The sequence below is a fragment of the Comamonas sp. 14P8.1.4 genome, assembly GCF_057799285.1.
The window spans coordinates 1-21,818 of sequence record NZ_JBYOKN010000015.1 but is presented as its reverse complement, the minus strand read 5'-3'; the positions used below and the strand labels follow the sequence as shown (position 1 = coordinate 21,818).

At 58.6% G+C, this 21,818-nt stretch carries 17 protein-coding genes and 1 tRNA gene; 14 read left to right on the top strand and 4 right to left on the bottom strand.

Features of this window, described 5'->3' with window-relative positions:
• Positions 1 to 13: 13 nt before the first annotated feature.
• The 12 genes from fdxH (at position 14) to selD (ending at position 14,989) form a co-directional block, all read left to right on the top strand.
• Positions 14 to 943: a formate dehydrogenase subunit beta gene (gene fdxH, locus AC27VO_RS15340; RefSeq protein ID WP_488667586.1), complete on the top strand. Its 930-nt coding sequence runs from the start codon at positions 14 to 16 to the stop codon at positions 941 to 943.
• A complete protein-coding gene (locus AC27VO_RS15335) occupies positions 940 to 1,566 on the top strand; it encodes a formate dehydrogenase subunit gamma (RefSeq protein WP_488667585.1) in 627 nt (208 codons plus the stop codon). Before fdxH ends, AC27VO_RS15335 begins: the two co-directional genes overlap by 4 nt.
• 106 nt (positions 1,567 to 1,672) lie before the next feature.
• Positions 1,673 to 2,647 carry a formate dehydrogenase accessory protein FdhE gene (gene fdhE, locus AC27VO_RS15330; RefSeq protein WP_488667584.1) on the top strand — a complete coding sequence of 325 codons (975 nt, stop codon included), beginning with the start codon at positions 1,673 to 1,675 and terminating at the stop codon, positions 2,645 to 2,647.
• A 71-nt stretch (positions 2,648 to 2,718) separates the two neighbouring features.
• Positions 2,719 to 4,134, top strand: coding sequence for an L-seryl-tRNA(Sec) selenium transferase (gene selA / locus AC27VO_RS15325; protein WP_488667583.1), 1,416 nt, complete (start codon positions 2,719 to 2,721; stop codon positions 4,132 to 4,134).
• Between the two features lie 56 nt (positions 4,135 to 4,190).
• Positions 4,191 to 6,122 carry a selenocysteine-specific translation elongation factor gene (selB, locus tag AC27VO_RS15320; RefSeq protein WP_488667582.1) on the top strand — a complete coding sequence of 644 codons (1,932 nt, stop codon included), beginning with the start codon at positions 4,191 to 4,193 and terminating at the stop codon, positions 6,120 to 6,122.
• 62 nt (positions 6,123 to 6,184) lie between these two features.
• Positions 6,185 to 6,280: transfer RNA gene (locus AC27VO_RS15315), tRNA-Sec, on the top strand.
• A 1,317-nt stretch (positions 6,281 to 7,597) separates the two neighbouring features.
• Positions 7,598 to 8,230, top strand: a complete 633-nt coding sequence (locus AC27VO_RS15310) for a fimbrial protein (RefSeq protein ID WP_488667581.1) — start codon at positions 7,598 to 7,600, stop codon at positions 8,228 to 8,230.
• A 66-nt stretch (positions 8,231 to 8,296) separates the two neighbouring features.
• Positions 8,297 to 9,043 carry a fimbrial biogenesis chaperone gene (locus AC27VO_RS15305; protein ID WP_488667580.1) on the top strand — a complete coding sequence of 249 codons (747 nt, stop codon included), beginning with the start codon at positions 8,297 to 8,299 and terminating at the stop codon, positions 9,041 to 9,043.
• A 1-nt stretch (position 9,044) separates the two neighbouring features.
• Positions 9,045 to 11,645, top strand: coding sequence for a fimbria/pilus outer membrane usher protein (locus tag AC27VO_RS15300; protein ID WP_488667579.1), 2,601 nt, complete (start codon positions 9,045 to 9,047; stop codon positions 11,643 to 11,645).
• A 14-nt stretch (positions 11,646 to 11,659) separates the two neighbouring features.
• On the top strand, positions 11,660 to 13,018 hold the full coding sequence (locus tag AC27VO_RS15295) for a fimbrial protein (protein WP_488667578.1): 1,359 nt from the start codon (positions 11,660 to 11,662) through the stop codon (positions 13,016 to 13,018).
• 19 nt (positions 13,019 to 13,037) lie between these two features.
• Complete coding sequence (locus tag AC27VO_RS15290; RefSeq protein ID WP_488667577.1) at positions 13,038 to 13,730, top strand: fimbrial biogenesis chaperone; 693 nt, start codon at positions 13,038 to 13,040, stop codon at positions 13,728 to 13,730.
• Positions 13,731 to 13,921: 191 nt separating this feature from the next.
• Entirely contained in the window at positions 13,922 to 14,989 is a 1,068-nt protein-coding gene (gene selD / locus AC27VO_RS15285; RefSeq protein WP_488667576.1) for a selenide, water dikinase SelD, read from the top strand.
• 157 nt (positions 14,990 to 15,146) lie between these two features.
• On the opposite strand, the gene AC27VO_RS15280 is transcribed toward selD, so the two are convergent.
• From AC27VO_RS15280 to AC27VO_RS15265, 4 genes are all read right to left on the bottom strand, one after another.
• Complete coding sequence (locus AC27VO_RS15280; RefSeq protein ID WP_488667575.1) at positions 15,147 to 15,380, bottom strand: DUF6566 family protein; 234 nt, start codon at positions 15,378 to 15,380, stop codon at positions 15,147 to 15,149.
• A gap of 292 nt (positions 15,381 to 15,672) precedes the next feature.
• The gene (locus AC27VO_RS15275; protein ID WP_488667574.1) at positions 15,673 to 17,022 is read right to left on the bottom strand and encodes an HD-GYP domain-containing protein; all 1,350 of its coding nucleotides are present in this window, start codon (positions 17,020 to 17,022) and stop codon (positions 15,673 to 15,675) included.
• A gap of 101 nt (positions 17,023 to 17,123) precedes the next feature.
• Positions 17,124 to 17,762 carry a 3-oxoacid CoA-transferase subunit B gene (locus AC27VO_RS15270; protein WP_488667573.1) on the bottom strand — a complete coding sequence of 213 codons (639 nt, stop codon included), beginning with the start codon at positions 17,760 to 17,762 and terminating at the stop codon, positions 17,124 to 17,126.
• Position 17,763: 1 nt separating this feature from the next.
• On the bottom strand, positions 17,764 to 18,483 hold the full coding sequence (locus AC27VO_RS15265; protein ID WP_488667572.1) for a CoA transferase subunit A: 720 nt from the start codon (positions 18,481 to 18,483) through the stop codon (positions 17,764 to 17,766).
• A 78-nt stretch (positions 18,484 to 18,561) separates the two neighbouring features.
• Here AC27VO_RS15265 and AC27VO_RS15260 point away from each other — a divergent pair, with 78 nt between their 5' ends.
• Both AC27VO_RS15260 and katG read left to right on the top strand, forming a co-directional pair.
• The gene (locus AC27VO_RS15260; RefSeq protein WP_488667571.1) at positions 18,562 to 19,104 is read left to right on the top strand and encodes a LuxR C-terminal-related transcriptional regulator; all 543 of its coding nucleotides are present in this window, start codon (positions 18,562 to 18,564) and stop codon (positions 19,102 to 19,104) included.
• A gap of 432 nt (positions 19,105 to 19,536) precedes the next feature.
• On the top strand, positions 19,537 to 21,720 hold the full coding sequence (gene katG, locus AC27VO_RS15255; protein WP_488667570.1) for a catalase/peroxidase HPI: 2,184 nt from the start codon (positions 19,537 to 19,539) through the stop codon (positions 21,718 to 21,720).
• Positions 21,721 to 21,818 lie beyond the last annotated feature (98 nt).

Genomic DNA, 21,818 nt, shown 5'->3' with positions numbered 1-21,818 from the left:
GGAGGAATAGCTGATGTCTTCAACCATGTCCCTCGATATCAAGCGTCGTTCTGCGACCACCACCCCCGCGCCCAGCCAACGCCAGGCGTACAGCGGTGAAGTGGCCAAGCTGATCGACGTCTCCAAATGCATTGGCTGCAAGGCTTGCCAAACTGCCTGCATGGAGTGGAACGACCTGCGCGACGAAGTTGGTACTTTGGCCGCAGGTGTGTATGACAACCCCACGGACCTCACCGAGAACTCCTGGACCGTCATGCGCTTTGCTGAGTACGAAAACGAAGCAACCGGCAATCTGGAATGGCTGATCCGCAAGGACGGCTGTATGCACTGTGAAGATCCTGGCTGTCTGAAAGCCTGCCCATCGCCCGGAGCGATCGTGCAGTACGCCAACGGCATCGTGGACTTCCAGCAAGACCAGTGCGTGGGTTGCGGCTACTGCCGTACCGGCTGCCCCTTCAACATTCCACGCATCTCCAAGAAGGACAACAAGGCGTACAAGTGCACCTTGTGTTCGGACCGCGTGGCGGTGGGCCGCGAGCCCGCTTGCGTCAAGACCTGTCCAACCGGCGCCATCAAGTTTGGCACTAAGAAGGCCATGCACGATGTGGCAGAAAAGCGCATCACGGACTTGAAGCAACGCGGCTACGAGCAAGCCGGTCTGTATGACCCAGCAGCTGTGGGCGGCACACACGTCATGTATGTGCTGCACCACGCTGACAAGCCATCGCTTTACAAGGGCCTGCCCGACGATCCCAAGATCAGTCCCATGGTTTCCTTGTGGAAGGGTGTTGCCAAGCCTTTGGCCATGGCAGCTTTGGGTGCAGCCGCTGTCGGCAGCTTGTTCCACTACATCACCATGGGACCGAACGAAGTCTCCAAGGACCTGGAAGATGAAATGGACCGCAAGGATGCTGCAGCCGAGAAGAAGGAGAACGGCCAATGAAACGCAATCCACGCGACCTCGTGCGCTACAACGCATCGGAGCGTGCCAACCACTGGGTGGTAGGCATTTGCTTCATCTTGCTGGCGCTCTCTGGCCTGGCCTTCTTCCATCCAGCGTTCTTCCCCCTGACCCAGTTGTTCGGTGGTGGTCCCTGGACCCGCATCCTGCACCCCTACATCGGGGTGGTGATGGCTGTTTTCTTCATCATCATGGCGTTCCGTTTCTGGCGTCTGAACGTAATTGAGCCGCGCGACATCGAGTGGCTCAAGAACGTGAACAAGATGATCGAAGGCGATGACCACAACATGCCTGAACAAGGCAAGTACAACGGCGGTCAGAAGATGCTGTTCTGGGGTCTGGTCATTGGTATGGCCTTGATCACCATTTCGGGCTTCCTGATGTGGCGCGCCTGGTGGAATCTGCCTGTGGACCTGGTCCGCGCAGCATCGACCCTGCACGCGATTGGCGCCGTGTGGATGATTGGCCTAATCATCATGCACGTCTATGCGGCTATTTGGACCAGCGGGACCATCCGTGCCATGTTGTATGGCACAGTGACCCGTGCTTGGGCCAAGCAGCACCACCGCGGCTGGTATCGCAAGATGACTGGCGAAAAAGACTGATCCTCGCGATCAGTCCGAAAATAGAAGTCACTTAGACGCTTGTTGATTACCGCCGGTATGCCCATCGCTGGGCGTACCGGCGGTTTCAATTTAGGGATTCCTTTTTATGCAACAACGCATTCTTCAACCCGGCGAAATCGAAGCGCTGGACAAGACCTCTTTCCCACGCATCTTGCTGCCGCAAGTTGCCAGCCTGTTTGCTGAACGTGCAGCGCGCCTGCGCCAATTGGCAGACGGCAACCCGATTGCTGACTACCTGCAATTTGCCGCCAAAATCGTGGATGCACAGCATGCCGCGGCAGCATCTGTCACGCTGCAGGCGCTGGATACCAGCACCATGGAGCGTGCCCAGCAGTTCTCCATGTCACTGCTGCCCGCTGCAGAGCACATCGACCCCGCCTGGCACCTGGTGCTGGATGCCATGCTCGACACCCTCTCGGGCAACGAAGGCATGCCCGAGCCACTGCAGCCTCTGATTGCCTCGTTGCGCGAACTCGGCCACGAAGAACGTGACGAAATCGCCCAGCGTCTGCTGGAAAAAGAAGTGGCAGCCCGTCACATTGGCATGGCGCCGTTCATCATGGCGGCACTGCAGGTCACCTACGCCAAGCGTGCTGCTGCGCTGCAGGTGGCCGACGTGCCTTACACCGACCCCGCCACCATCTGCCCGGTCTGCGCCAGCGAACCTGTGGCCAGCGTGCTGCGCATTGGTGGCCAGGCCAACGGCCACCGCTACCTGCACTGCGGCACCTGCTGCACCGAATGGCACATGGTGCGCGTCAAGTGCTCGCACTGCGAATCCACCAAGGGCATCCACTACCAGACTGTGGAAGGCAGCAAGGATGTGATCATGGCGGAAACCTGCGATGAATGCGGCACCTACCGCAAGATCATCAACCAGGAAAAAGACCCCATGGCCGAGCCGCTGGCAGACGATCTGGCCAGCCTGATGCTGGACTTGCTGATGAGCGAGAGCACCGCATTCAAGCGCTCCAGCGCCAACCCCCTGCTGTTTGTGGCTGTGGCCGAAGAACAGTCGGATGGCCAGGCATCGGAGCTGATCGACCCTGCGGCACAATAAGCGCTGCCCACCCCGCCGAAAGGCCGCTGCGGCGGCCTTTCTTTATTGCGCTTTCTAAAAGAGCCTGAACTTTGAACACTTCCGCTCCGCGTCTGCCATCGGTAGACAAACTGCTCCAACACCCCGTCTTGCAAGGCTTGCAGACTGAATACGGCCGCACCAGCGTGACCGATGCAGTGCGGCAAGTGTTAGAGGGGCTACGCCCCCAACTGCGTGAAGGCCATCTGCAAGCGGCACACGTCGAAGAAACTGCCCTGGTCACCGCCGTGCACAGCCGCCTGAGCGAGCGCTTTGCCCCGCGCCTTAAATCGGTCTTCAACCTCACCGGCACGGTGCTGCACACCAACCTTGGCCGCGCGCTGCTGCCGCAAGAGGCGGTTGATTCGGTGGTAGAGGCGCTCACCAATCCAGCCAATCTCGAATATGACTTGGAAACCGGCGGCCGTGGCGACCGCGATGACTTGGTTGAGCAGCTGATCTGCGAACTCACGGGCGCTGAAGCCGCTACCATCGTCAACAACAATGCTGCCGCTGTATTGCTGGCGCTGTCGACCTTGGCCCCCGACAAAGAAGTGGTCGTCTCGCGCGGTGAGTTGGTCGAAATTGGCGGCGCGTTCCGCATCCCCGACATCATGAAACGCGCAGGCTGCCAGCTGGTCGAGGTTGGCACCACCAACCGCACACACGCCAAAGACTACGCAGAGGCCGTAACGGACGAGACCGCCCTGCTCATGAAGGTGCATACCAGCAACTACGAAGTGGTGGGGTTCACCAAGGCGGTGTCTGACGCCGAAGTCACCAGCATGGCCCATGCGCGTGGGCTGAACATGCTGGTGGACCTGGGCAGCGGCACCTTGGTGGATCTGCGCGACTGGGGCCTGCCCCACGAAGTGACGGTGCGTGAAACCATCGATGCCGGTGCCGACATCGTCACCTTCAGCGGTGACAAGCTGCTGGGTGGCCCACAGGCAGGCATCATCGTTGGGCGCAAGGATTTGATTACCAAAATCAAAAAGAACCCCATGAAACGCGCCCTGCGCGTGGGCAAGCTCACCTTGGCGGCACTGGAGCCCACGCTGCGCCTGTACCTGCACCCCGAAAAACTGGCCGAGCGCCTGACCACGCTGCGCCTGTTTACCCGCCCGCAAGCGGCCATGCAAGCACAGGCAGAAAGCCTGTTGCCACAGCTGCAAGCCGTGCTGGGCGCTGCATGGGTGGTGGAAACCGCAGCCATGCACAGCCAAATTGGCAGCGGCGCACTGCCCGTGGACAACCTGCCCAGCTGGGGGCTGAAGCTCTGCCCCGCCAGTGGCAAGCAAGCGGGGCGCCAGCTGATGCAGCTGGAAGCACGCCTGCGCGCCCTGCCCCGCCCCGTCATTGGGCGCCTGCATGACGACGCCCTGTGGCTGGACCTGCGCTGCCTGGAGACCCCCATGCAAGCGCAGTTCACTCAGCAGCTGTCTGCGCTATCCCTCAATAATTCATAGCTATCAGCGCTTACCAGATAAGCGCTAGAAGCCCATTTGACTCTGAAAGTGTTTGCATGATCATCGGTACCGCTGGACACATTGACCACGGCAAAACCACCCTGGTGCGCGCGCTGACCGGCGTTGAAACCGACCGCCTCAAAGAAGAAAAAGCGCGCGGCATCTCCATTGAGCTGGGCTATGCCTACGCGCCCCTGCCCAACGGCGATGTGCTGGGCATCATCGATGTGCCTGGCCACGAGCGCTTTGTCCACACCATGGCCGCTGGTGCCGTTGGCATTGACCACGCGCTTCTGGTGGTGGCCGCAGACGACGGCGTCATGCCCCAAACACTGGAACATCTGGAAATCCTGCAGCTGCTGGGCGTCAAGAAAGGCACCGTCGCGCTGACTAAGGTGGACCGCGTGCTGCCACAACGCGTGGAAGAGGTCCAACTCGAGATTGCAGCCATCCTCTCCGTCACTTCGCTGCACGACAGCCCCATCTTCCCCACGGCCGCCAACCAAGCTGGCGACCCTGGCGTCCAGCAACTGCGCGCGCACCTGGAAGTGCAGGCGCAGATGATGCCCGCCCGCCCGCAAGACGGCCTGTTCCGCCTGGCGGTGGACCGTGTCTTCACCCTGCCCGGCCAAGGCACGGTGGTCACCGGCACGGTCTTCAGCGGTCAAGTGGCCGTGGGAGATATGCTGCAACACTCGGCCAGCGGCCAAACCGTGCGCGTGCGCAGCATCCACGCACAAAACCAGACCGCCCAGCAAGGCGTGGCAGGCCAGCGCTGCGCACTGAACCTGGCCGGCATTGCCAAGGAAGACATCGTGCGCGGCGACTGGATCGCCGATGCCCGCGTTTTGCAGGCTACGGACCGCATTGACATTCGCCTGCACCTGCTGGCAGAAGCACCGCCCATGCAGCAATGGACCGCTGTGCACGTGCACATTGGCACCCAGCGCTGCACCGCCCACGTTGCTCTGCTGCAGGACGGCACCATTGAGCCCGGCACCGAGGTTGCAGCGCAACTGGTGCTGGATCAACCTGTCTTCACCCTGCCCGGTGACCGCCTGATCCTGCGCAACGCCCAGGCCAGCCGCACTATTGCTGGCGGCATGGTGCTCGACCCCTATGCCCCCGCGCGCAAACGCCGCAGCGCCGAGCGGCTGACCTATCTGCAGGCGCTGGAATCGCTGATCCTCACGCGCAGTCCCGCTGCGCTGGTGGCCCAGGCAGGCCATGGCATCAGCCTGGCGCAGTTGCAGCGTCTGTCTGGCCGCGCCATGGAAGGGCTGGATCTACCAGACACGCAGCGCATTGCCCAGCCCGATGGCGATGCCCTGCTGATTGACAGCACGCGCTGGCAACACCTGCAGCAGCAGGTGATGGACACCATCGCGCGCTTTCACGAGAAATACCCGGATGAGCCTGGCATCAACGCTGCCCGCCTGCGCCGCATGGCCTGGCCAGGCCTGATCCACAGCCAGCACGACAAACTCTGGCGCGCACTGATGGAGCAATTGCTCGGCGCGCAGCAACTGGCCAGCAGCGGTGCCTGGCTGCACCTGCCCAGCCACAGTGTGCAGTTCACCGCTGCCGAGCAGGCGCTGGCTGAGCAGCTGCTACCCAAGTTGCAAGCCGGCCGCTTTGACCCACCCTGGGTGCGCGACCTGGCCGCAGACACCGGCACGGGCGAAGAAGTGGTGCGCCAGCTGCTGCGCAAACTGGCACGTCAGGGTGCGTTGTTCCAGGTCGTCAAAGACCTGTTCTACACAGCCGCCAGCATGGACGAGCTGGCCCACACCATCCACACCCTGGCCAGCACCACCCCCAACGGTGAAGTGGTGGCGCGCGCCTTCCGTGATGCCACGGGCCTGGGCCGCAAACGCGCCATTCAGATCATTGAATGCTTTGACCGCCTGGGCTACACCCGCCGCGTGCGCGACGCCCACGTGCTGCGCCCCGACGCACAGTGGCATCCGCGCAGCACCCCGGCATGAAATTCAGCCCCATTGCCGCAGCACCGCTCGTGCGCAGCGATACAATGGGCACCATCTTCTTAGGAAGGCAATCGTGCCCGGTGGTGCGGCCGGGCTTCAAACCCGGTGGAGGGTGTTAGCCACTCTCGGGTTGGTTCGACTCCAGCTGCTTTCCGCCACATACCAAGCCTTGGTCACAACTGACCAAGGCTTTTTTATTGTGCAGGTGATGCATCCAGTGCTACATCCAAGTGACCCAGCGGCCTTCAGTGTCCCGGTGAAGATCGCATCGATATCACAATGGTCTTTGGCGCACCGCCTGTTGTAGGCATTGCCACATGCAACTTGGACTCTAAACCCTGCTGCCACACGATCAAATGGAAGCAGGACAACTGCCGCACTTAAATCTCGTGGCTCGTTATTAATCTGGCTGAATAAACACTGGTCTTGGTTTGCCGCTTTAAAAGACAAACGGGAGCCAAGCCCTGAGTTCTCGGGTATTTGGCGTTCCAGAGAACCTGCTTGTCCTGGCACTCAAATGAACCACGGTCTTGGTTCAACCTGTGCTGCAACTACGTGGTCTTGCGTGGCCAGCACCAGACTTTCGCAAATTGCGCAGACGATAACTCAATCTAAATGCTCAGTTTCCCCACACCCATAGCCAAGCGGGCCTGTGATTACTGCTGGACTTGGCGGAAATCAATTTCTTAGGCCTAGGCAAGTGGAAATGCATAAAGCATGGGGCTGAACGCCGGTGCCATTGACATACATTGATGCGAAAACATGGCAGATTCGAGCCATCTGTGACTTACAGAAATGTGAACGATGGTTCTGCGCTACCAGGCTTACTACAGCCGTTACCGAAAAAGGAACGCTGGAAAGCCTCATAGGGGATGGCGTACGACATGCAGCCCCCTGAAACGGGAGCACGGCAGTACAGCACATCGGTCATTCCGATCCGAAAGAGCGAACGGATCCATAGCGGGATTGCCTTTAAGCATCGCAATGTAGTAGTTGCCGCGTGCTGGCAATTGGGCAGGTATTAGGGAACATTGGTGTGACTAACTACTGATGAAATTTGGTGAAAACCAAAGTGAGCTCTATTAAACAGATGGGCTTACGTGCAATGCCCCGAAACTCTGTGCACGAATTCAAAGAACTGCACATCCAGACAGCCATATTGAGCTTGACTGCACTCAGAGGCAATCTTGGCCCAGCCACGGCTGGTTTTTTATAAATCACTGCAAACAGTTTTATTTACAACAAAGACCTTATTAACATCAAATAAAAAGTTAAATATATTTAACCATTTGACAAAAAATAACATTTCCAACAACTCTCCCCGAAGAATTATAAAGATAAATATCGTTAATTAGACCTACATCAAAATGATTTACGCATTGATTCAATCATTAACCAATGTTCCGTTGACTTATTTTTTTCAAAAAGATACGCTTTAATTTAAAAGTGAAAAAATAGATTCAGCAACTACAAAAATGGAGGCAGCAAATAATATTATTTATAATCAATTAATTAAACATTCACTCACCAAAATACAAGGATTTTATATGCCATTCAATTCAAATTCAAAGATAAATTTAAAAAAAATATTAATGTCCGGGCTGCTGGTTACAGCTTTTCCAGCACTCTCCGCAAATACGATTGTATTTAATGGAGAAGTAACTGACCAAACTTGCGAGGCAGTAATTGATGGCAAAGCGGATCCGACCGTGGTACTGCCCAGTGTCACTGTAGGTGCGCTACAAGGCCAGGTAGGTAAAGTAGCGGGAGAAACGACATTCACTTTACAGCTTACGAACTGTGTTGCCCCAAGTGTTGACGAAACTTTCACAGTTCTCTTTCAGGCCCCCAACGCCACCCCTAGCGGCAACCTTCGTAACACTGCATCAGGTGGCGCCGAAGGTGTGGCTCTCCAGCTCCTGCATGCGCCAAGTGGTGATGCCGTGTCTCTCATCGGGGGCGGGCCAGTCCCAGTCGGCGATATTATTTTGCCTGCGCAAGAGAGCAGCACCACCTATGAGTATGCAGTGCAATACGTTTCCGAAGACATGGCTGTGACTACAGGTCCCGTACTGGGTGCAGTGACCTATACCGTTCGGTACGAATAGTTTTCTAGCACTTCAAAATAATTAATAACAAAGAAGTGCTTGTAAAAAATTTATCTAAATTTCAAAATGTTCAGCGCTTTACGTTTTAAAAAATACTTTTCTTTAGGTATTTGTTTTTTATTGATCAGCATTTCTGCCCAAGGCAGTGTGGTGGTCACTGGAACACGTGTCATCTACAACGGAGGTGATCGAGAAAAAACGGTGAGACTGACCAATCAGGACGAATTCCCCAACATTGTTCAATCTTGGATTGATCAGGATGAAATTGACAAATCACCTGAGCTTGTAAAAACACCATTTTTTATCACTCCGCCCATATTTCGTATGGAAGCGGGAACCGGTCAGAACTTGAGGATTATCTACACTGGGGATCAGACGCTCCCCCAAGATCGTGAGTCCTTGTTTCATCTGAACATTTTACAAATACCACCACGAAATGCCGCACATTCTAAAAATAATCAGATGCTTTTAATGCTGCGAAACCGCTTAAAACTCTTTTATCGGCCCGCAGACATTGCCGGGGCTCCAGAAGAATTACCCCAAAATCTGCGCTTTCAGCTCAAGCAAGAAACGTCCAGATGGGTCGTCGAAGTGGAGAACCCAACGGGCTACTTCGCTTCGTTTGGTAGCGCGTTCCTGGTAACTAACACCCAAGAGATTCCGTTGAAAGCAGAGATGGTGGCCCCAGGCGCCAAAGCGCGCTGGCTGCTGGAAAGCGCTGCAGACATTGCAGACAACCCGGTCAAATTACGCGCCCAGTTGATCAACGACTACGGAGCTCGTGTAGAGCTTCTGAAAACGCTGCGCCCCTGAGATGTGCTGGCGCCATAACCACTCCGTCGTATCTGTACAGACTTTGCGTTGTTTATGTGCGGCAGCTTGCACCCTGTTGCCGCTGCACAGTTTCGCTGCACCAGCCCCCACTGAGACAGGCTATCAATTCGACAGCAAGTTGCTGATGGGCTCGCGTTTGGGCAACGGCCAACTTGCGCGATTTAACAACCCAGATCAAATCGATGAAGGCACTTATTTCGTCGATCTTTACGTCAACGGCGACTACATCACCCGCGACGCGGTGGAGTTTAGGGAACAAGCCCCCTCCCACACCATCGGCCCCTGCTTTAAGGAGTTATTTCTCACACAGCGCATAGGCGCCAAACCCGATTCCAGCCCGACCCTGCCTGCAGACAGCTGCCGAACTTTACAGGAGCGCCTGCCGGGCTCCGCCTACAAGCTGGACATCGCCAGACTGCGGCTGGACCTGCAGATTCCGCAAGCTGCATTGCACATCCGCCCCCGCGGCTATGTCAGCCCAGAGGCCTGGGATGCAGGTAACACCATGCTGTTTGCCAACTACGACGCCAGCATGTACAGCGCGCGCTACGGCGGTGCATTGTCCGGGCACTCCGACTATGCTTTCGTCGGCCTGAACACAGGCATTAATTTTGGCCTCTGGCGCCTCAGGCACCAGTCCAGTTTTAACCACTCACGCTACGCACAGCACACCTCCACCAGTTGGAATGCCATCCGCACCTATGCACAGCGCGCATTACCGAAGTGGCGCAGTGAGCTGACCTTGGGAGACAACTACACAGAGGGGCACCTTTTTTCTAGCATGGGCTACCGGGGATTGCGACTGTCATCAGATGATCGAATGTTGCCTGAATCCCAACGCAGTTATGCACCAAGGGTGCGGGGAGTTGCCAAAACCAACGCACGCGTTGCCATCCAACAAAACGGGCAAAAAATCTACGAGACCCAAGTTGCACCTGGCCCCTTCCTGATTGAAGACCTCTACGGTGCCAACCATGCTGGCGATTTGGATGTTCAAGTGATTGAAGCAGATGGCAGCGTGGCGACTTTTACAGTGCCGTTTTCCTCCGTGCCCGAGTCGATGCGGCCCGGCCTGTCACGCTACAGCCTGGCAGTGGGTCAGGCCCGCATTTATGGGGCAAGCCATGACCTGTTCGCAGATATGACCTACCAGCGCGGCATCAGCAATCAGCTGACGCTCAACTCGGGTCTTCAGCTTGCGCAGGATTACTGGGCTATGCTCGGCGGCGCTGTCTTGGCAAGCCGCATTGGTGCCTGGGGCCTGAATGCCACCTTTTCCAGCACTCGAGAGAATCACACGCGCAAACAAGGCTGGCGTGTGGGCGTCAATTACAGTCGAACCTTTCAAAGCACCGCCACGACATTGACATTGGCCGGTTACCGCCACTCCACCGATGGCTACCGTGAACTCGGGGATGTGCTCGGGGCGCGTGCTTATGGACACCGAGGGCAAGACTGGAATTCTCCCAGCTACAAGCAGCGCAATCAGTTGACGCTCTTGATTAGCCAAAGTCTGGGAGACTATGGCAGCTTGTACCTTTCCGGTGCCACCAGTACGTACTACGGCGGCAAAAATCGCAACCGGCAGCTGCAGTTCGGCTACACGGGAACTTATCGCAACATTAGCTATAGCCTGTCGTACACCAAGCTGAACGACACCCTCTGGAATCCTTTGCCTTACGACCCTTTGCGCCCGACAGAACAGGGCACACTCGGCCGCCGCAACCATACCGTGATGCTCACGGTGTCCATCCCGCTGGGGCACAGCAGCCGTGCGCCAACACTCAGCACATCGGCCTCCAGCCATTCGGGCGATATGCCCGGAACGCTCTACCAAGCCAGCTTGAATGGAACCCTAGGCAAAGAGCAAACCACCAGTTATGGCATCAACGCCAACCATGACAGCGATGGCCTGGGAACCAGCTGGAGCAGCACCGTGCAACAGCGCCTGCCCTATGCCACCCTGGGGGGGGGCTATGCATCCGGCAAAAACTACCAGCAAATGAATGCCAGTGTGCGCGGCGCACTGGTCGCTCACCGGGGAGACGTGACTTTAGGGCCCTATGTAGGCGATACGTTTGCGCTGGTGGAAGCCAAAGGCGCTGCGGGCGCTACCGTACGCGGCGGTCAAGGTGCCCAAGTCAATGCCAATGGCTTTGCACTGGCCCCTTCGCTGACTCCCTACCGTTACAACCCCATCAGTTTGGATTCCAGAGGCATCAGCGACCATGCTGAACTGATCGAGTCTGAACGCAAGGTTGCCCCTTACGCGGGTGCTGTCGTGCATGTGCCCTTCCAAACCTCCTTCGGCCAAGCCTTGCTGTTCACTGCACGTCTTGAAGATGGCAGCCCTGTGCCACTGGGCGCCAACGTTCTCAATGCCGATGGGACCAACATTGGCATCGTCGGTCAAGGCGGGCAAATCTATGTGCGCACCGATGTCAAAAGTGCGCTCTTGCGTGTGCAGTGGGGCCATGCCCCCCATGAACACTGCCAGCTGCCCTACGCCCTTAAAGACAGGAAACCCCAGCGGCTGATCCGGCTGGAGGCCATCTGTGCACCCACCACCACCGGCGGTTGACCAAGGATTGATTTATGTCACGACGCCTACATTTATCCTGGTGTTTCGGGCTGGCAGCTGCACTGCTCACCCTGCCCACATGGGCGACTTGCTACAAAGTCACCAGCGTTGGAAGTACCACCACCACCAGCAACAACCAGATTCGTCCCGGTGAAGGCACCGCATCGAGCTGGAGCGGAGCTTGTGACACCTGCAACGGCTCATTGGGCTTGCCGACTGTCATCAACGTCAGCGACCCCAGCTTTCAGCCCTACCCCACCTTGATTGCCAGCTCCGTGGCGCCACTTGCCATGTATGGGTTTTCTGCGGGGTATGACCCCGAGAGGGTCTTCTTCCGCTGTGCCGCAGGCGATGCCGTGTATGAGATGTTTTCCACCAATGCAGACAACCAGTTCAGCGGCTGGTACGCAGGCGGCGACGCGGTGGGCAACTCCATTGGACTACAGGCAGCCTATCGCACTGCATGGCCCAACGTGCTGCTTCGCTTGACCCACATGGAAACTGGGCAGTTCTTTACCGATATCTGGCGCGAGCGCCGTCTCACCAACCTTGATATCGATTCCCGTGGTTTTCAGCTGGTGAAAGCAAAAAACCTCAGCGCTGTGAGGGCGGAGCTTTTCAGCGCACCGCTGGAGAACACGCGTTACTACTCACCCAACACCCCTTCGCAGCTGTATGCCTACAGCCAGCCCGCAGCCTATATCGCCATCAAAGGGCCTGGGCTTTCCTACCCCAATGTGGGCCAAACCCACAATGGCAACTGGAGCGGTTTCCACACTAATTGGCCCGGCGCTATTGGTCTGTACAACCGGGTAACCCTCAAACGCTACCCCACGTGCACGGTGAACAATGTCACCCCCCAGGTGACGTTTTCTTCTATCTCCGTGGGAGAAATCCAAAACGGGGCCAACCACGAAGCTGCATTTGAAGTGAGCTTCCGCTGCCAATCCGGAGCTGCCTCCAGCGTCGCGATCAATGGCACCGCCATGGGTATCAAGGCATCAGCTGGTGCGCAAAGTGCAGCCAACACGCTGGGCTTGGCCAACGCCGAAGGTGGCCTGAGCCACTTGGTCGCAGACAACTACGGCACCCCAGGCACTGCAGGCGGCGTTGGCATACGGATACTGCGCGATGGCAGCCCCATCCATCTGCTGCAAAACGAAAATTCGGCTCTGGGCAGCTCGGCAGCCAATGCCAAGGGCTGGTACCCTGTGGTCGGGCCGGCCTCCAACAAGGTGGACAGCAGTAACGGCATCGATCAATACCGTGAAGTATTTCGCGCCCGCTTGGAAAAACTCGACAGAGGCACACAGCCACCGGTCACAGCGGGCAAAGTCCAGGCCACCGCAGAAGTGGTCATCCGTGTGCAATAAGCAGCTTTGGGCAGCAACCATGGCGGCCTGTGCCCTTCTGCTCGCCCCCACAGCCATTGCAGGTGTCACTGCCGAGCGCACGCGCGTGGTGTTTCACGAAGCAGATCGAGAAGCTTCCTTGCTGCTGGTCAACCAGAATCCCTATCCCGTACTCACGCAGGTCTGGGTAGACGACGGTGCACTGGCTGCTGACCCTTCCAATGCCCAGGGCCCTTTGCTTCCGCTGCCGCCCATCTTCCGCATGGCACCTGGCGAGCAACGCAGCCTGCGCTTTATTCCCACCGGCGACACGGTGCCGCCTGATCGCGAATCCCTCTACTGGCTCAACATCTATGAGATTCCGCCCCAGCCCACGGACACCACTGCGGCACAGCTGACCGTGACACTGCGCACCCAAATGAAAGTCTTCTACCGCCCCCATGCACTGCGTAATGAAAGCGACACTGGAGCGCGCCAGCTCATGTTTAAAGCCAACACCACAGCCCCCGAAACCCTCAGAATCATCAACCCCAGCCCCTATTTCATCACCCTGACCGGTGTCCAGCAGCGCCCAACGGCACAGCCACTGTTGCCTGCCCAGCTGATTGCGCCCTTTACGCAGCGGGATGTACCGCTTGTGTCTCCGCGCGCGTTGGAGCTGCCCGGCACGCTGGAGTATGGCTGGATCGATGATGGTGGCAATGTGCAGCGCAGTACATTTGACTTGCGCTAAGCTGCGCCACCGCGGCCTCCAGTGCACCCCGTTTCCATTGATTTGGTGTGATGCCCGGGTTTACGGTTGTGGACTCATGCAGCGTCCATAACCGCATCCGCCATGCTAGGCCGCAACTGGCGCACAATATCGCCCATTCCTATTTCTCTGTGCAAGCCACTTTCAGTGCTGCGTGCAGCCATTGAATCACCATGACACAAGCTTCTGACACCACCGCCAGCGTCCCTCGCCTCACTTCACTGTCCCACGGCGGTGGCTGTGGCTGCAAGATTGCTCCCGGCGTGCTGGCCAAGCTGATTGGTCAGAGCACCTTGCCCAAGCAGTTTTTCCCCAATTTGCTGGTGGGCACAGAAACGGCCGATGACGCCGCCGTCTACCGCATCAACGATGAGCAGGCCATTGTTGCCACCACCGACTTCTTCATGCCCATCGTGGATGATCCACGTGACTTTGGCCGCATTGCAGCGACCAATGCGCTCAGCGACATTTACGCCATGGGCGGCACGCCACTGATGGCACTGGCGATTGTGGGCATGCCCATCAATGTGCTGCCGCACGAGACTATTGCGGCCATCCTGGAAGGTGGTGCCTCCGTCTGCCAGGAGGCGGGCATTCCGCTGGCGGGGGGCCATTCCATCGACTCGGTGGAGCCGATCTACGGCCTGGTGGGCATTGGCATCGTCAACCCCAAGCACATGAAGCGCAACGCCGATGCCAAGGCTGGCGATGTGCTGATTCTGGGCAAACCCCTGGGCGTGGGCATTTTGTCGGCCGCCCTCAAAAAGAACCTGCTGGATGATGCAGGTTACCAATCGATGGTGCAGGCCACCACCCAGCTCAACCGCCCTGGTGCCGAGCTGTCCAAGCTGGACGGCGTGCATGCCTTAACCGATGTGACAGGCTTTGGCCTGCTGGGCCACAGCCTAGAGCTGGCACGCGGTGCCCAGCTGAGTGCACACCTGGATGTAGCCGCCCTGCCCGTGCTGCCCGGTGTGATGGCGCTGGCCGAGCAAGGCGTGTTCACTGGCGCATCAGGCCGCAACTGGGCCTCGTACGGCGATGCGATTGCGCTGGCCGATTCAGTGACCGATACCCAGCGCGCGCTGCTGACGGATCCACAGACTTCCGGCGGTTTGCTGGTGTCGTGCACCCCCGAGACGGTGGACCAGGTGCTGGCTATTTTCCGCAGTGGTGGCTTTGCCGACGCCTGCGTGGTGGGCCACATGGCCGCTGGTGCGGCCCAGGTGCACGTGGCCTGATACACGCAGTTGCCTGATACGCAGTGGTCTGAGCGCTGCGCGCCGGGCTGGCTCTTGTGCCCATGAAGAAAGCCCTTGTCCTGATGGCCAAGGGCTTTCTTCATGGGCATGGTGCAGTACGCCAACGCAGGCCTGGGGCACGCGTCGTGCACCGCGCCTATGCCAAGGCTTTGTGCTGCATCCAGTGGCGCGCCTGCTCCTGCGCGTAGGCAATGGCGCATTCCGCCGTCTCAAATACTGGGCTGAAGGTGAAAAAGCGCTGGCTGCGGGCATTGCCCTCCCCGCTGTCAATGCTCAGCTGCGAGACAAACCCGGCGCCATCTGCGTGCTGCGCGTTCGAGACAAAGGTAAAGCGCTCTACGGTGGTGCGCTGAAGGTGGTGGTGTTCCATCAAACTGTCCTTTCCGCTGTGACACCACAGCGTCTGTGCGCCGCCGCTGCGGCTGTGCTGCATGTTTCATTGTGTGTGGGCAGGCACCAGCTTAAGCGGTGCTTGTGTCAGTGCGATGACAACAAAACAAGAGCAGCTTGCGCATGTTCTTTCTTAACATGCGGTACAAAAGACGCTGAAATGACGATTGGGCCAGCGCTAGCAGCTATAAAAAAAGCAAGGCTACCGCGACCCCGCGCCTACTGCTGTGCGCCCCCACCCCACTGGGACCGATCTGCGCCACACCCCGCACTCACTGTGCCGCAGCGTGCGCGCCCAGCACCGTGCGGCAGTTGACCAGCCAGTCCGCCACCGCTTCTTGCAGCGCATTGGCGGGCGTCAACAACTGCGGCCACTGGCGCACGCAGGCATCCACACAGCTGTCGGCTTGCCACAGGGCTTCTTTGTTGATCAGCACCAGCTCGGCCATGCTGCTGGCGTCATCCTCAAACATCTGCAGCCAGTCGGCCTGCTGGCGCGGGTGAGAGCCAGATTCGGCCAGCGCTTTCTCCAAGCCCTGCAATCGCGCATCCACGTAATGGGCCGCGTCAGCCCCGGGCAGCGCTTGCCAGCCCTGGGGAAATTTGCGTTTGCACAGCTCCCAGTGCTGCATGACAGCGCCCAAGGTGGCAATCACTTCGCGCACCTCGGCGCTGGTGTGCGCCGCTGTCCCCACGGGGCCCGCATCGTTGGCCAGCAGCGCGTAAACGTGCGGCGTCAGCGCTGCATCAAAACGGCGGTGGTTCATGCGCAGCATGAGGGACAGGCGCTGCGCCGGCATATCCGTGAACTTGCTGTAGAAGGCCGAAATCACTTCGGCCAGCATCAAAATGCGCCCCCAAGGCGAGATGGCCTCGCCCTTGGCGTGGCGCGGGTAGCCGCTGCCATCCAGGCGCTCATGGTGCTCCAGCACCGCCGCTTCCACGCGCTGCGAATACACGCCGGCCTCGCGCACCACCAGCATGCCGGTGATGCTGTGCGCCGCCAGCTGCTTGCGCTCTGGCGCCGTGAGCTTGTGGCGCACGTTCTTCCAGCTTGGCGGCATGTAGAGCATGCCCACATCGTGCAGCAGTGCGGCAGCGGCCAGCTCTGCGCAGTCGGGCATCGACAGGCGCTGTTTGACGGCCAGAAACACGGCAGACATCATCATCAGCACGCTGTGCTCAAACAGCTCAGGCAGCTCATGGCGCATCACCGTCATCTTGAAACTGGCCTGCTGCGGCCACGGCATGTGCCGCAGCACCTCCAGCAGCATGTAGTGCTGCGCCCCCAGGTGCGCAGACAGCTGCTGCCCCAGCAGCGTGGAGCCAGACAGCAGCATGACCTGCGCTTCCAGGCTGGGAATATCCACCACGTTCTGGGCCTGCAGCAGCTCTTCAATGGGCGTTGACAGGCGGTGTTGCTTGAGGCGCTCATACAGGTGGTGGTCCACACGCACCCCGGTGTCCAGCAGCTTCAGCCCGCTGGCGGAGTAGATGGCGCCACCCGTCGTCACCGTTTGTGCGTCGGCCATTTTGGAGACGGCCTGCAAGTAATGCGGGTCGTTGATTAACGATGCGCTGTCCAAAACGGTGTCTGCTGCCTCAGCGGTCTGCGAATCCATGCTCTGTAATAAAGTGGTAACAATGCTGATATTAGTGGATGCTGGCTGCAAAAAAGCCGGCCAAATGGCGGGCTGGATGCCTATGCGCTGGGGTTGTGGTCTTAACGCAGCAGCGTGACGCCAGTTTGGCGCTGAATCTCTTCAAAGCTCACGCCATCGGCCAGCTCCACCAATTGCAGGCCCTGCGGGGTCACATCCATCACGCCCAGGTCGGTGATGATGCGGTCTACCACGCCCACACCGGTCAGCGGCAGGCTGCAGTTGGGCAGGATCTTCAAGTCGGTGGTGCCATCTTTTTTCTTGGCAACGTGCTCCATCAGCACGATCACGCGCTTGACGCCCGCCACCAGGTCCATGGCACCGCCCATGCCCTTGACCATCTTGCCGGGGATCATCCAGTTGGCCAGATCGCCTTTTTCGGACACCTGCATGGCGCCCAGAATGGACAGATTGATCTTGCCGCCGCGAATCATGGCAAACGACTGGTCGCTGCCAAAGATGGAGGAGCCCGCAATCGTGGTCACCGTCTGCTTGCCCGCATTGATCAAATCAGCATCCACCTGCGCTTCGGTGGGGAAAGGGCCAATGCCCAGCATGCCGTTTTCAGACTGCAGCCACACCTCTTTGCTTCCCGTGTGGTTGGCCACCAGCGTGGGAATGCCAATGCCCAGATTCACGTAGAAGCCATCTTCCAGCTCTTGCGCCGCACGCGCGGCCATTTGATCTTGCGTCCAAGGCATATCAAGCTCCTGCTTTCTCGGTCTTTGTCTCGGTGATGGTGCGCTTTTCAATGCGCTTTTCCGGATGCGGGTTGTGCACGATGCGGTGCACATAGATGCCAGGCAGATGGATGTCGTCCGGCGCAATCTCACCGACTTCCACGATCTCTTCCACTTCCACAATGCACACCTTGCCAGCTGTCGCAGCCGCCGGATTGAAGTTGCGCGCCGTCAGGCGAAATTGCAGATTGCCGCTTTTGTCCGCGCGGTGCGCCTTGACCAGCGAAACGTCGGTAACGATGGCACGTTCCATCACGTAGGTTTCGCCATCAAACTCGCGCAGCTCCTTGCCTTCTGCCACCAGAGTGCCCACGCCCGTCTTGGTAAAAAATGCCGGAATGCCAGCGCCCCCTGCGCGCAGCTTCTCGGCCAGCGTGCCTTGCGGGGTAAATTCCAGCTCCAGCTCGCCTGCCAGGTACTGGCGCTCGAATTCCTTGTTTTCACCCACGTAAGACGAAATCATCTTCTTGATCTGGCGCGTCTCCAGGAGCTTGCCCAGACCAAAACCATCCACCCCCGCATTGTTCGACACCACGGTCAGCTGCTTGACACCGCTGTCGCGCAATGCATCGATCAGCGCTTCGGGAATGCCACACAGACCAAAGCCGCCAACGGCCAGCAGTTGGCCATCCGCCACCACGCCCTGCAAGGCAGCTTGCGCGGAAGGATAGAGTTTTTTCACGTTGTCTCCTTGTTTGCGATCACTGCTTCATACGATACTACGTAGCAGCATACGTAGTATTTCTTAGAGAGTTGCACCATGGAGCTTGATCACCGCCTTGCCTTTGACCTCGCGCCCGTGGGGCTGGTGATTTCACGCAACCGCATCATGGTGGACTGCAACCAGCGGGTCTGCGAAATGTTTGGCATCTCCCGCGAATTGCTGGTGGGGCAATCGTTTCAGCTGCTCTACCCCACTGCCGATGAATATGAGCGCCAGGGTGCACGCATGGCGCCCATTCTCAACGCCAGAGGCACTTACTCCGACAACCGCATCATGAAGCGCGGCAGCGGAGAAGCTTTTTGGTGCCATGTCAGCGGGCGCGCACTGGACCGCGAGAACCCGCATGCAGCGGGCATCTGGAGCTTTGAAGACATGAGCGAGCAACGCCCCGTCAAAGCCACGCTGACAGGGCGTGAGCGGGAAGTTGCCGCACGTTTGCTCGAAGGGCTGACGTCCAAAGAAATTGGTCGCGCCCTGCTGATCAGCCACCGCACGGTAGAAATTTACCGCGCACGGCTGATGCGCAAGTACGACGCCCTCACCACTGCCGATTTGGTGCACAAGCTGCTGACCGCATGATGGTGATCCCCATGGCCATAGCCATGTGCCCAACACGCAGACCCAGGCTGCAACTGCCCCCCATGCAGGCACTGCCCCGTGGAAACACCTGCGTCGGGGAAATCCTCAGGCACAACTGCCATTGGCTCGTTCAAGCTGCGTGTTTGATGTAGTGCGCTTGCCTGCAGAAAACAGGCGCTCTAGACTGGTCTGGTGCACATGTGCAGCACATCGTGCGTGGCGTATGCCCCCTCCTGATCTGTCTGAGGTTTTGTCTATGGCCCAGCTAAGAAATTTCAATACCGCAAAAGGCCCCCTGCACGGCATTCGTACTGCATAATTCATCAATCGATTGCATAAAGCTATCGATTAAAGCTTCCAATATCAATAATTTATTGATATTTTCGCCCCCCGAGCCTGTCCCAACAGGTCACGTAACAACGGAGATCACGCATGACTACAGAATCCAAGTGCCCTTTCCACCAAGGCCAAAACTCCGGCACTGCTGCCAAGGGTGGTGGCACCACCAACCGTGACTGGTGGCCCAACCAGCTGCGCGTGGATTTGCTCAATCAGCACTCCGCCAAAAGCAACCCCATGGGCGAAGACTTCAACTACGCCGAAGAATTCAAAAAGTTGGACTACGAAGCCCTCAAGCGTGACCTGCGCGCCTTGATGACCGATTCCCAAGACTGGTGGCCTGCTGACTTTGGCCACTATGGCCCTCAGTTCATCCGCATGGCTTGGCACTCTGCCGGTACCTACCGCATGCAGGACGGCCGTGGTGGTGCAGGCCGTGGTCAGCAGCGTTTTGCCCCCCTGAACAGCTGGCCTGACAATGTCAATATCGACAAGTCGCGCCGCCTGCTGTGGCCCATCAAGCAAAAATACGGCAACAAAATCTCCTGGGCTGACCTGCTGGTGCTGACTGGCAACGTGGCACTGGAAACCATGGGCTTCCGCACCTTCGGCTTTGCCGGTGGCCGTGCGGATACCTGGGAACCCGACCAAGACGTGTACTGGGGCTCTGAAAAAGAATGGCTGGCCCCTACCAACAACCCCAACAGCCGCTACAGCGGTGAGCGCGATCTGGACAACCCCTTGGCCGCGGTGCAGATGGGTCTGATCTACGTGAACCCCGAAGGTCCGGACGGCAATGGTGACCCCCAATCGTCGGCCCATGACATTCGCGACACCTTCGCCCGCATGGCGATGGACGACGAAGAAACGGTGGCCTTGATTGCTGGTGGCCACACCTTCGGCAAGACACACGGTGCCGGCCCAGCCAGCCACGTGGGAGCCGACCCTGAAGCCGATGCCCTGGAATCCCAAGGCCTGGGCTGGAAGAGTAGCTTTGGCTCCGGCCACGGCAAGGATGCCATCACCTCCGGACTGGAAGTGACCTGGACGCAAACCCCCACCCAGTGGAGCAATTTCTTCTTTGAAAACCTGTTCGGTTTCGAGTGGGAAAAGACCACGAGCCCCGCAGGCGCCATTCAATGGGTAGCCAAGGATGCCGGTGACGTGATCCCCGCACCCGATGCGGGTGGTGCCAAGCGCAAGCCGACGATGCTGACCTCGGACATCGCCCTGCGCGTGGACCCAGCCTACGAGAAGATTTCGCGCCGCTTCCTGGAAAACCCACAGGCCTTTGCCGAAGCCTTTGCCCGCGCCTGGTTCAAGCTGACCCACCGCGACATGGGTCCACGTGCCCGTTACCTGGGCCCTGAAGCGCCCAAGGAAGAGCTGATCTGGCAAGATCCCATTCCTGCACCGTTCTACGCACCCGTGGGCCAAGCAGAGATCGATGCCATCAAGGCCAAGCTGCTGGCTTCGGGCTTGACCGTGCAAGAGCTGGTGGGTACTGCCTGGGCATCTGCCTCGACGTTCCGCGGCTCTGACAAGCGCGGCGGCGCCAACGGTGCCCGCATTCGCCTGGCCCCTCAAAAGGACTGGGCTGCCAACAACCCTGCGCAACTGGCCAAGGTGCTGGAGAAGCTGGAGAGCATCCGTGCTGACTTCAAGATCTCGTTGGCAGACCTGATCGTGCTGGCGGGCGGTGTGGGTATCGAAAAGGCTGCGGCGGATGCAGGCGTGCAGATCACTGTGCCGTTCCAACCCGGCCGTACTGACGCATCCGCCGAACAAACTGATGCAGCATCGTTCGACGTGCTCGAGCCTGTGGCTGACGGTTTCCGCAACTTCCTGAAGGCCAAGTTTGCGGCCCCTGCGGAAGCCCTGCTGATCGACAAGGCCCAGCTGCTGACACTGACAGCCCCTGAGATGACCGTCCTGGTCGGCGGCCTGCGCTCCATCAACATCAACACCGATGGCAGCGACAAGGGCGTGCTGACACAGGCACCTGGCAAGTTGACGAACGACTTCTTCGTCAACCTGCTGGACATGGGCACACAGTGGAAAGCCCTGGAAAACGGCGACTACGAAGGCGTATGCCGTAAGACAGGTGCCAAGAAGTGGACCGGCAGCCGTGTAGACCTGGTCTTTGGCTCCAACGCCATCCTGCGCGCTCTGGCTGAGGTGTATGCCGAAGCGGGCAACCAGCAAAAGTTCTACAAGGACTTTGTGGCCGCTTGGGTCAAGGTCATGGAACTGGATCGCTTCGATCTGAAGAAGTAAAAGACAGAGATGGGCGCAAGGTTGAACTTCCGCCCACTTCACCAACGCCCTTCGGGGCGTTTTTTTATGCCCAAGAAAAGCCGCACCCCATCCACGCA

Coding starts and splice junctions, on each gene's coding strand:
- fdxH (WP_488667586.1), top strand. CDS start 14: ATGTCTTCAACCATGTCCCTCGATATCAAGCGTCGTTCTGCGACCACC.
- AC27VO_RS15335 (WP_488667585.1), top strand. CDS start 940: ATGAAACGCAATCCACGCGACCTCGTGCGCTACAACGCATCGGAGCGT.
- fdhE (WP_488667584.1), top strand. CDS start 1,673: ATGCAACAACGCATTCTTCAACCCGGCGAAATCGAAGCGCTGGACAAG.
- selB (WP_488667582.1), top strand. CDS start 4,191: ATGATCATCGGTACCGCTGGACACATTGACCACGGCAAAACCACCCTG.
- AC27VO_RS15310 (WP_488667581.1), top strand. CDS start 7,598: ATGGAGGCAGCAAATAATATTATTTATAATCAATTAATTAAACATTCA.
- AC27VO_RS15305 (WP_488667580.1), top strand. CDS start 8,297: ATGTTCAGCGCTTTACGTTTTAAAAAATACTTTTCTTTAGGTATTTGT.
- AC27VO_RS15300 (WP_488667579.1), top strand. CDS start 9,045: ATGTGCTGGCGCCATAACCACTCCGTCGTATCTGTACAGACTTTGCGT.
- AC27VO_RS15295 (WP_488667578.1), top strand. CDS start 11,660: ATGTCACGACGCCTACATTTATCCTGGTGTTTCGGGCTGGCAGCTGCA.
- AC27VO_RS15290 (WP_488667577.1), top strand. CDS start 13,038: ATGGCGGCCTGTGCCCTTCTGCTCGCCCCCACAGCCATTGCAGGTGTC.
- selD (WP_488667576.1), top strand. CDS start 13,922: ATGACACAAGCTTCTGACACCACCGCCAGCGTCCCTCGCCTCACTTCA.
- AC27VO_RS15280 (WP_488667575.1), bottom strand. CDS start 15,380: ATGGAACACCACCACCTTCAGCGCACCACCGTAGAGCGCTTTACCTTT.
- AC27VO_RS15275 (WP_488667574.1), bottom strand. CDS start 17,022: ATGGATTCGCAGACCGCTGAGGCAGCAGACACCGTTTTGGACAGCGCA.
- AC27VO_RS15270 (WP_488667573.1), bottom strand. CDS start 17,762: ATGCCTTGGACGCAAGATCAAATGGCCGCGCGTGCGGCGCAAGAGCTG.
- AC27VO_RS15260 (WP_488667571.1), top strand. CDS start 18,562: ATGGAGCTTGATCACCGCCTTGCCTTTGACCTCGCGCCCGTGGGGCTG.
- katG (WP_488667570.1), top strand. CDS start 19,537: ATGACTACAGAATCCAAGTGCCCTTTCCACCAAGGCCAAAACTCCGGC.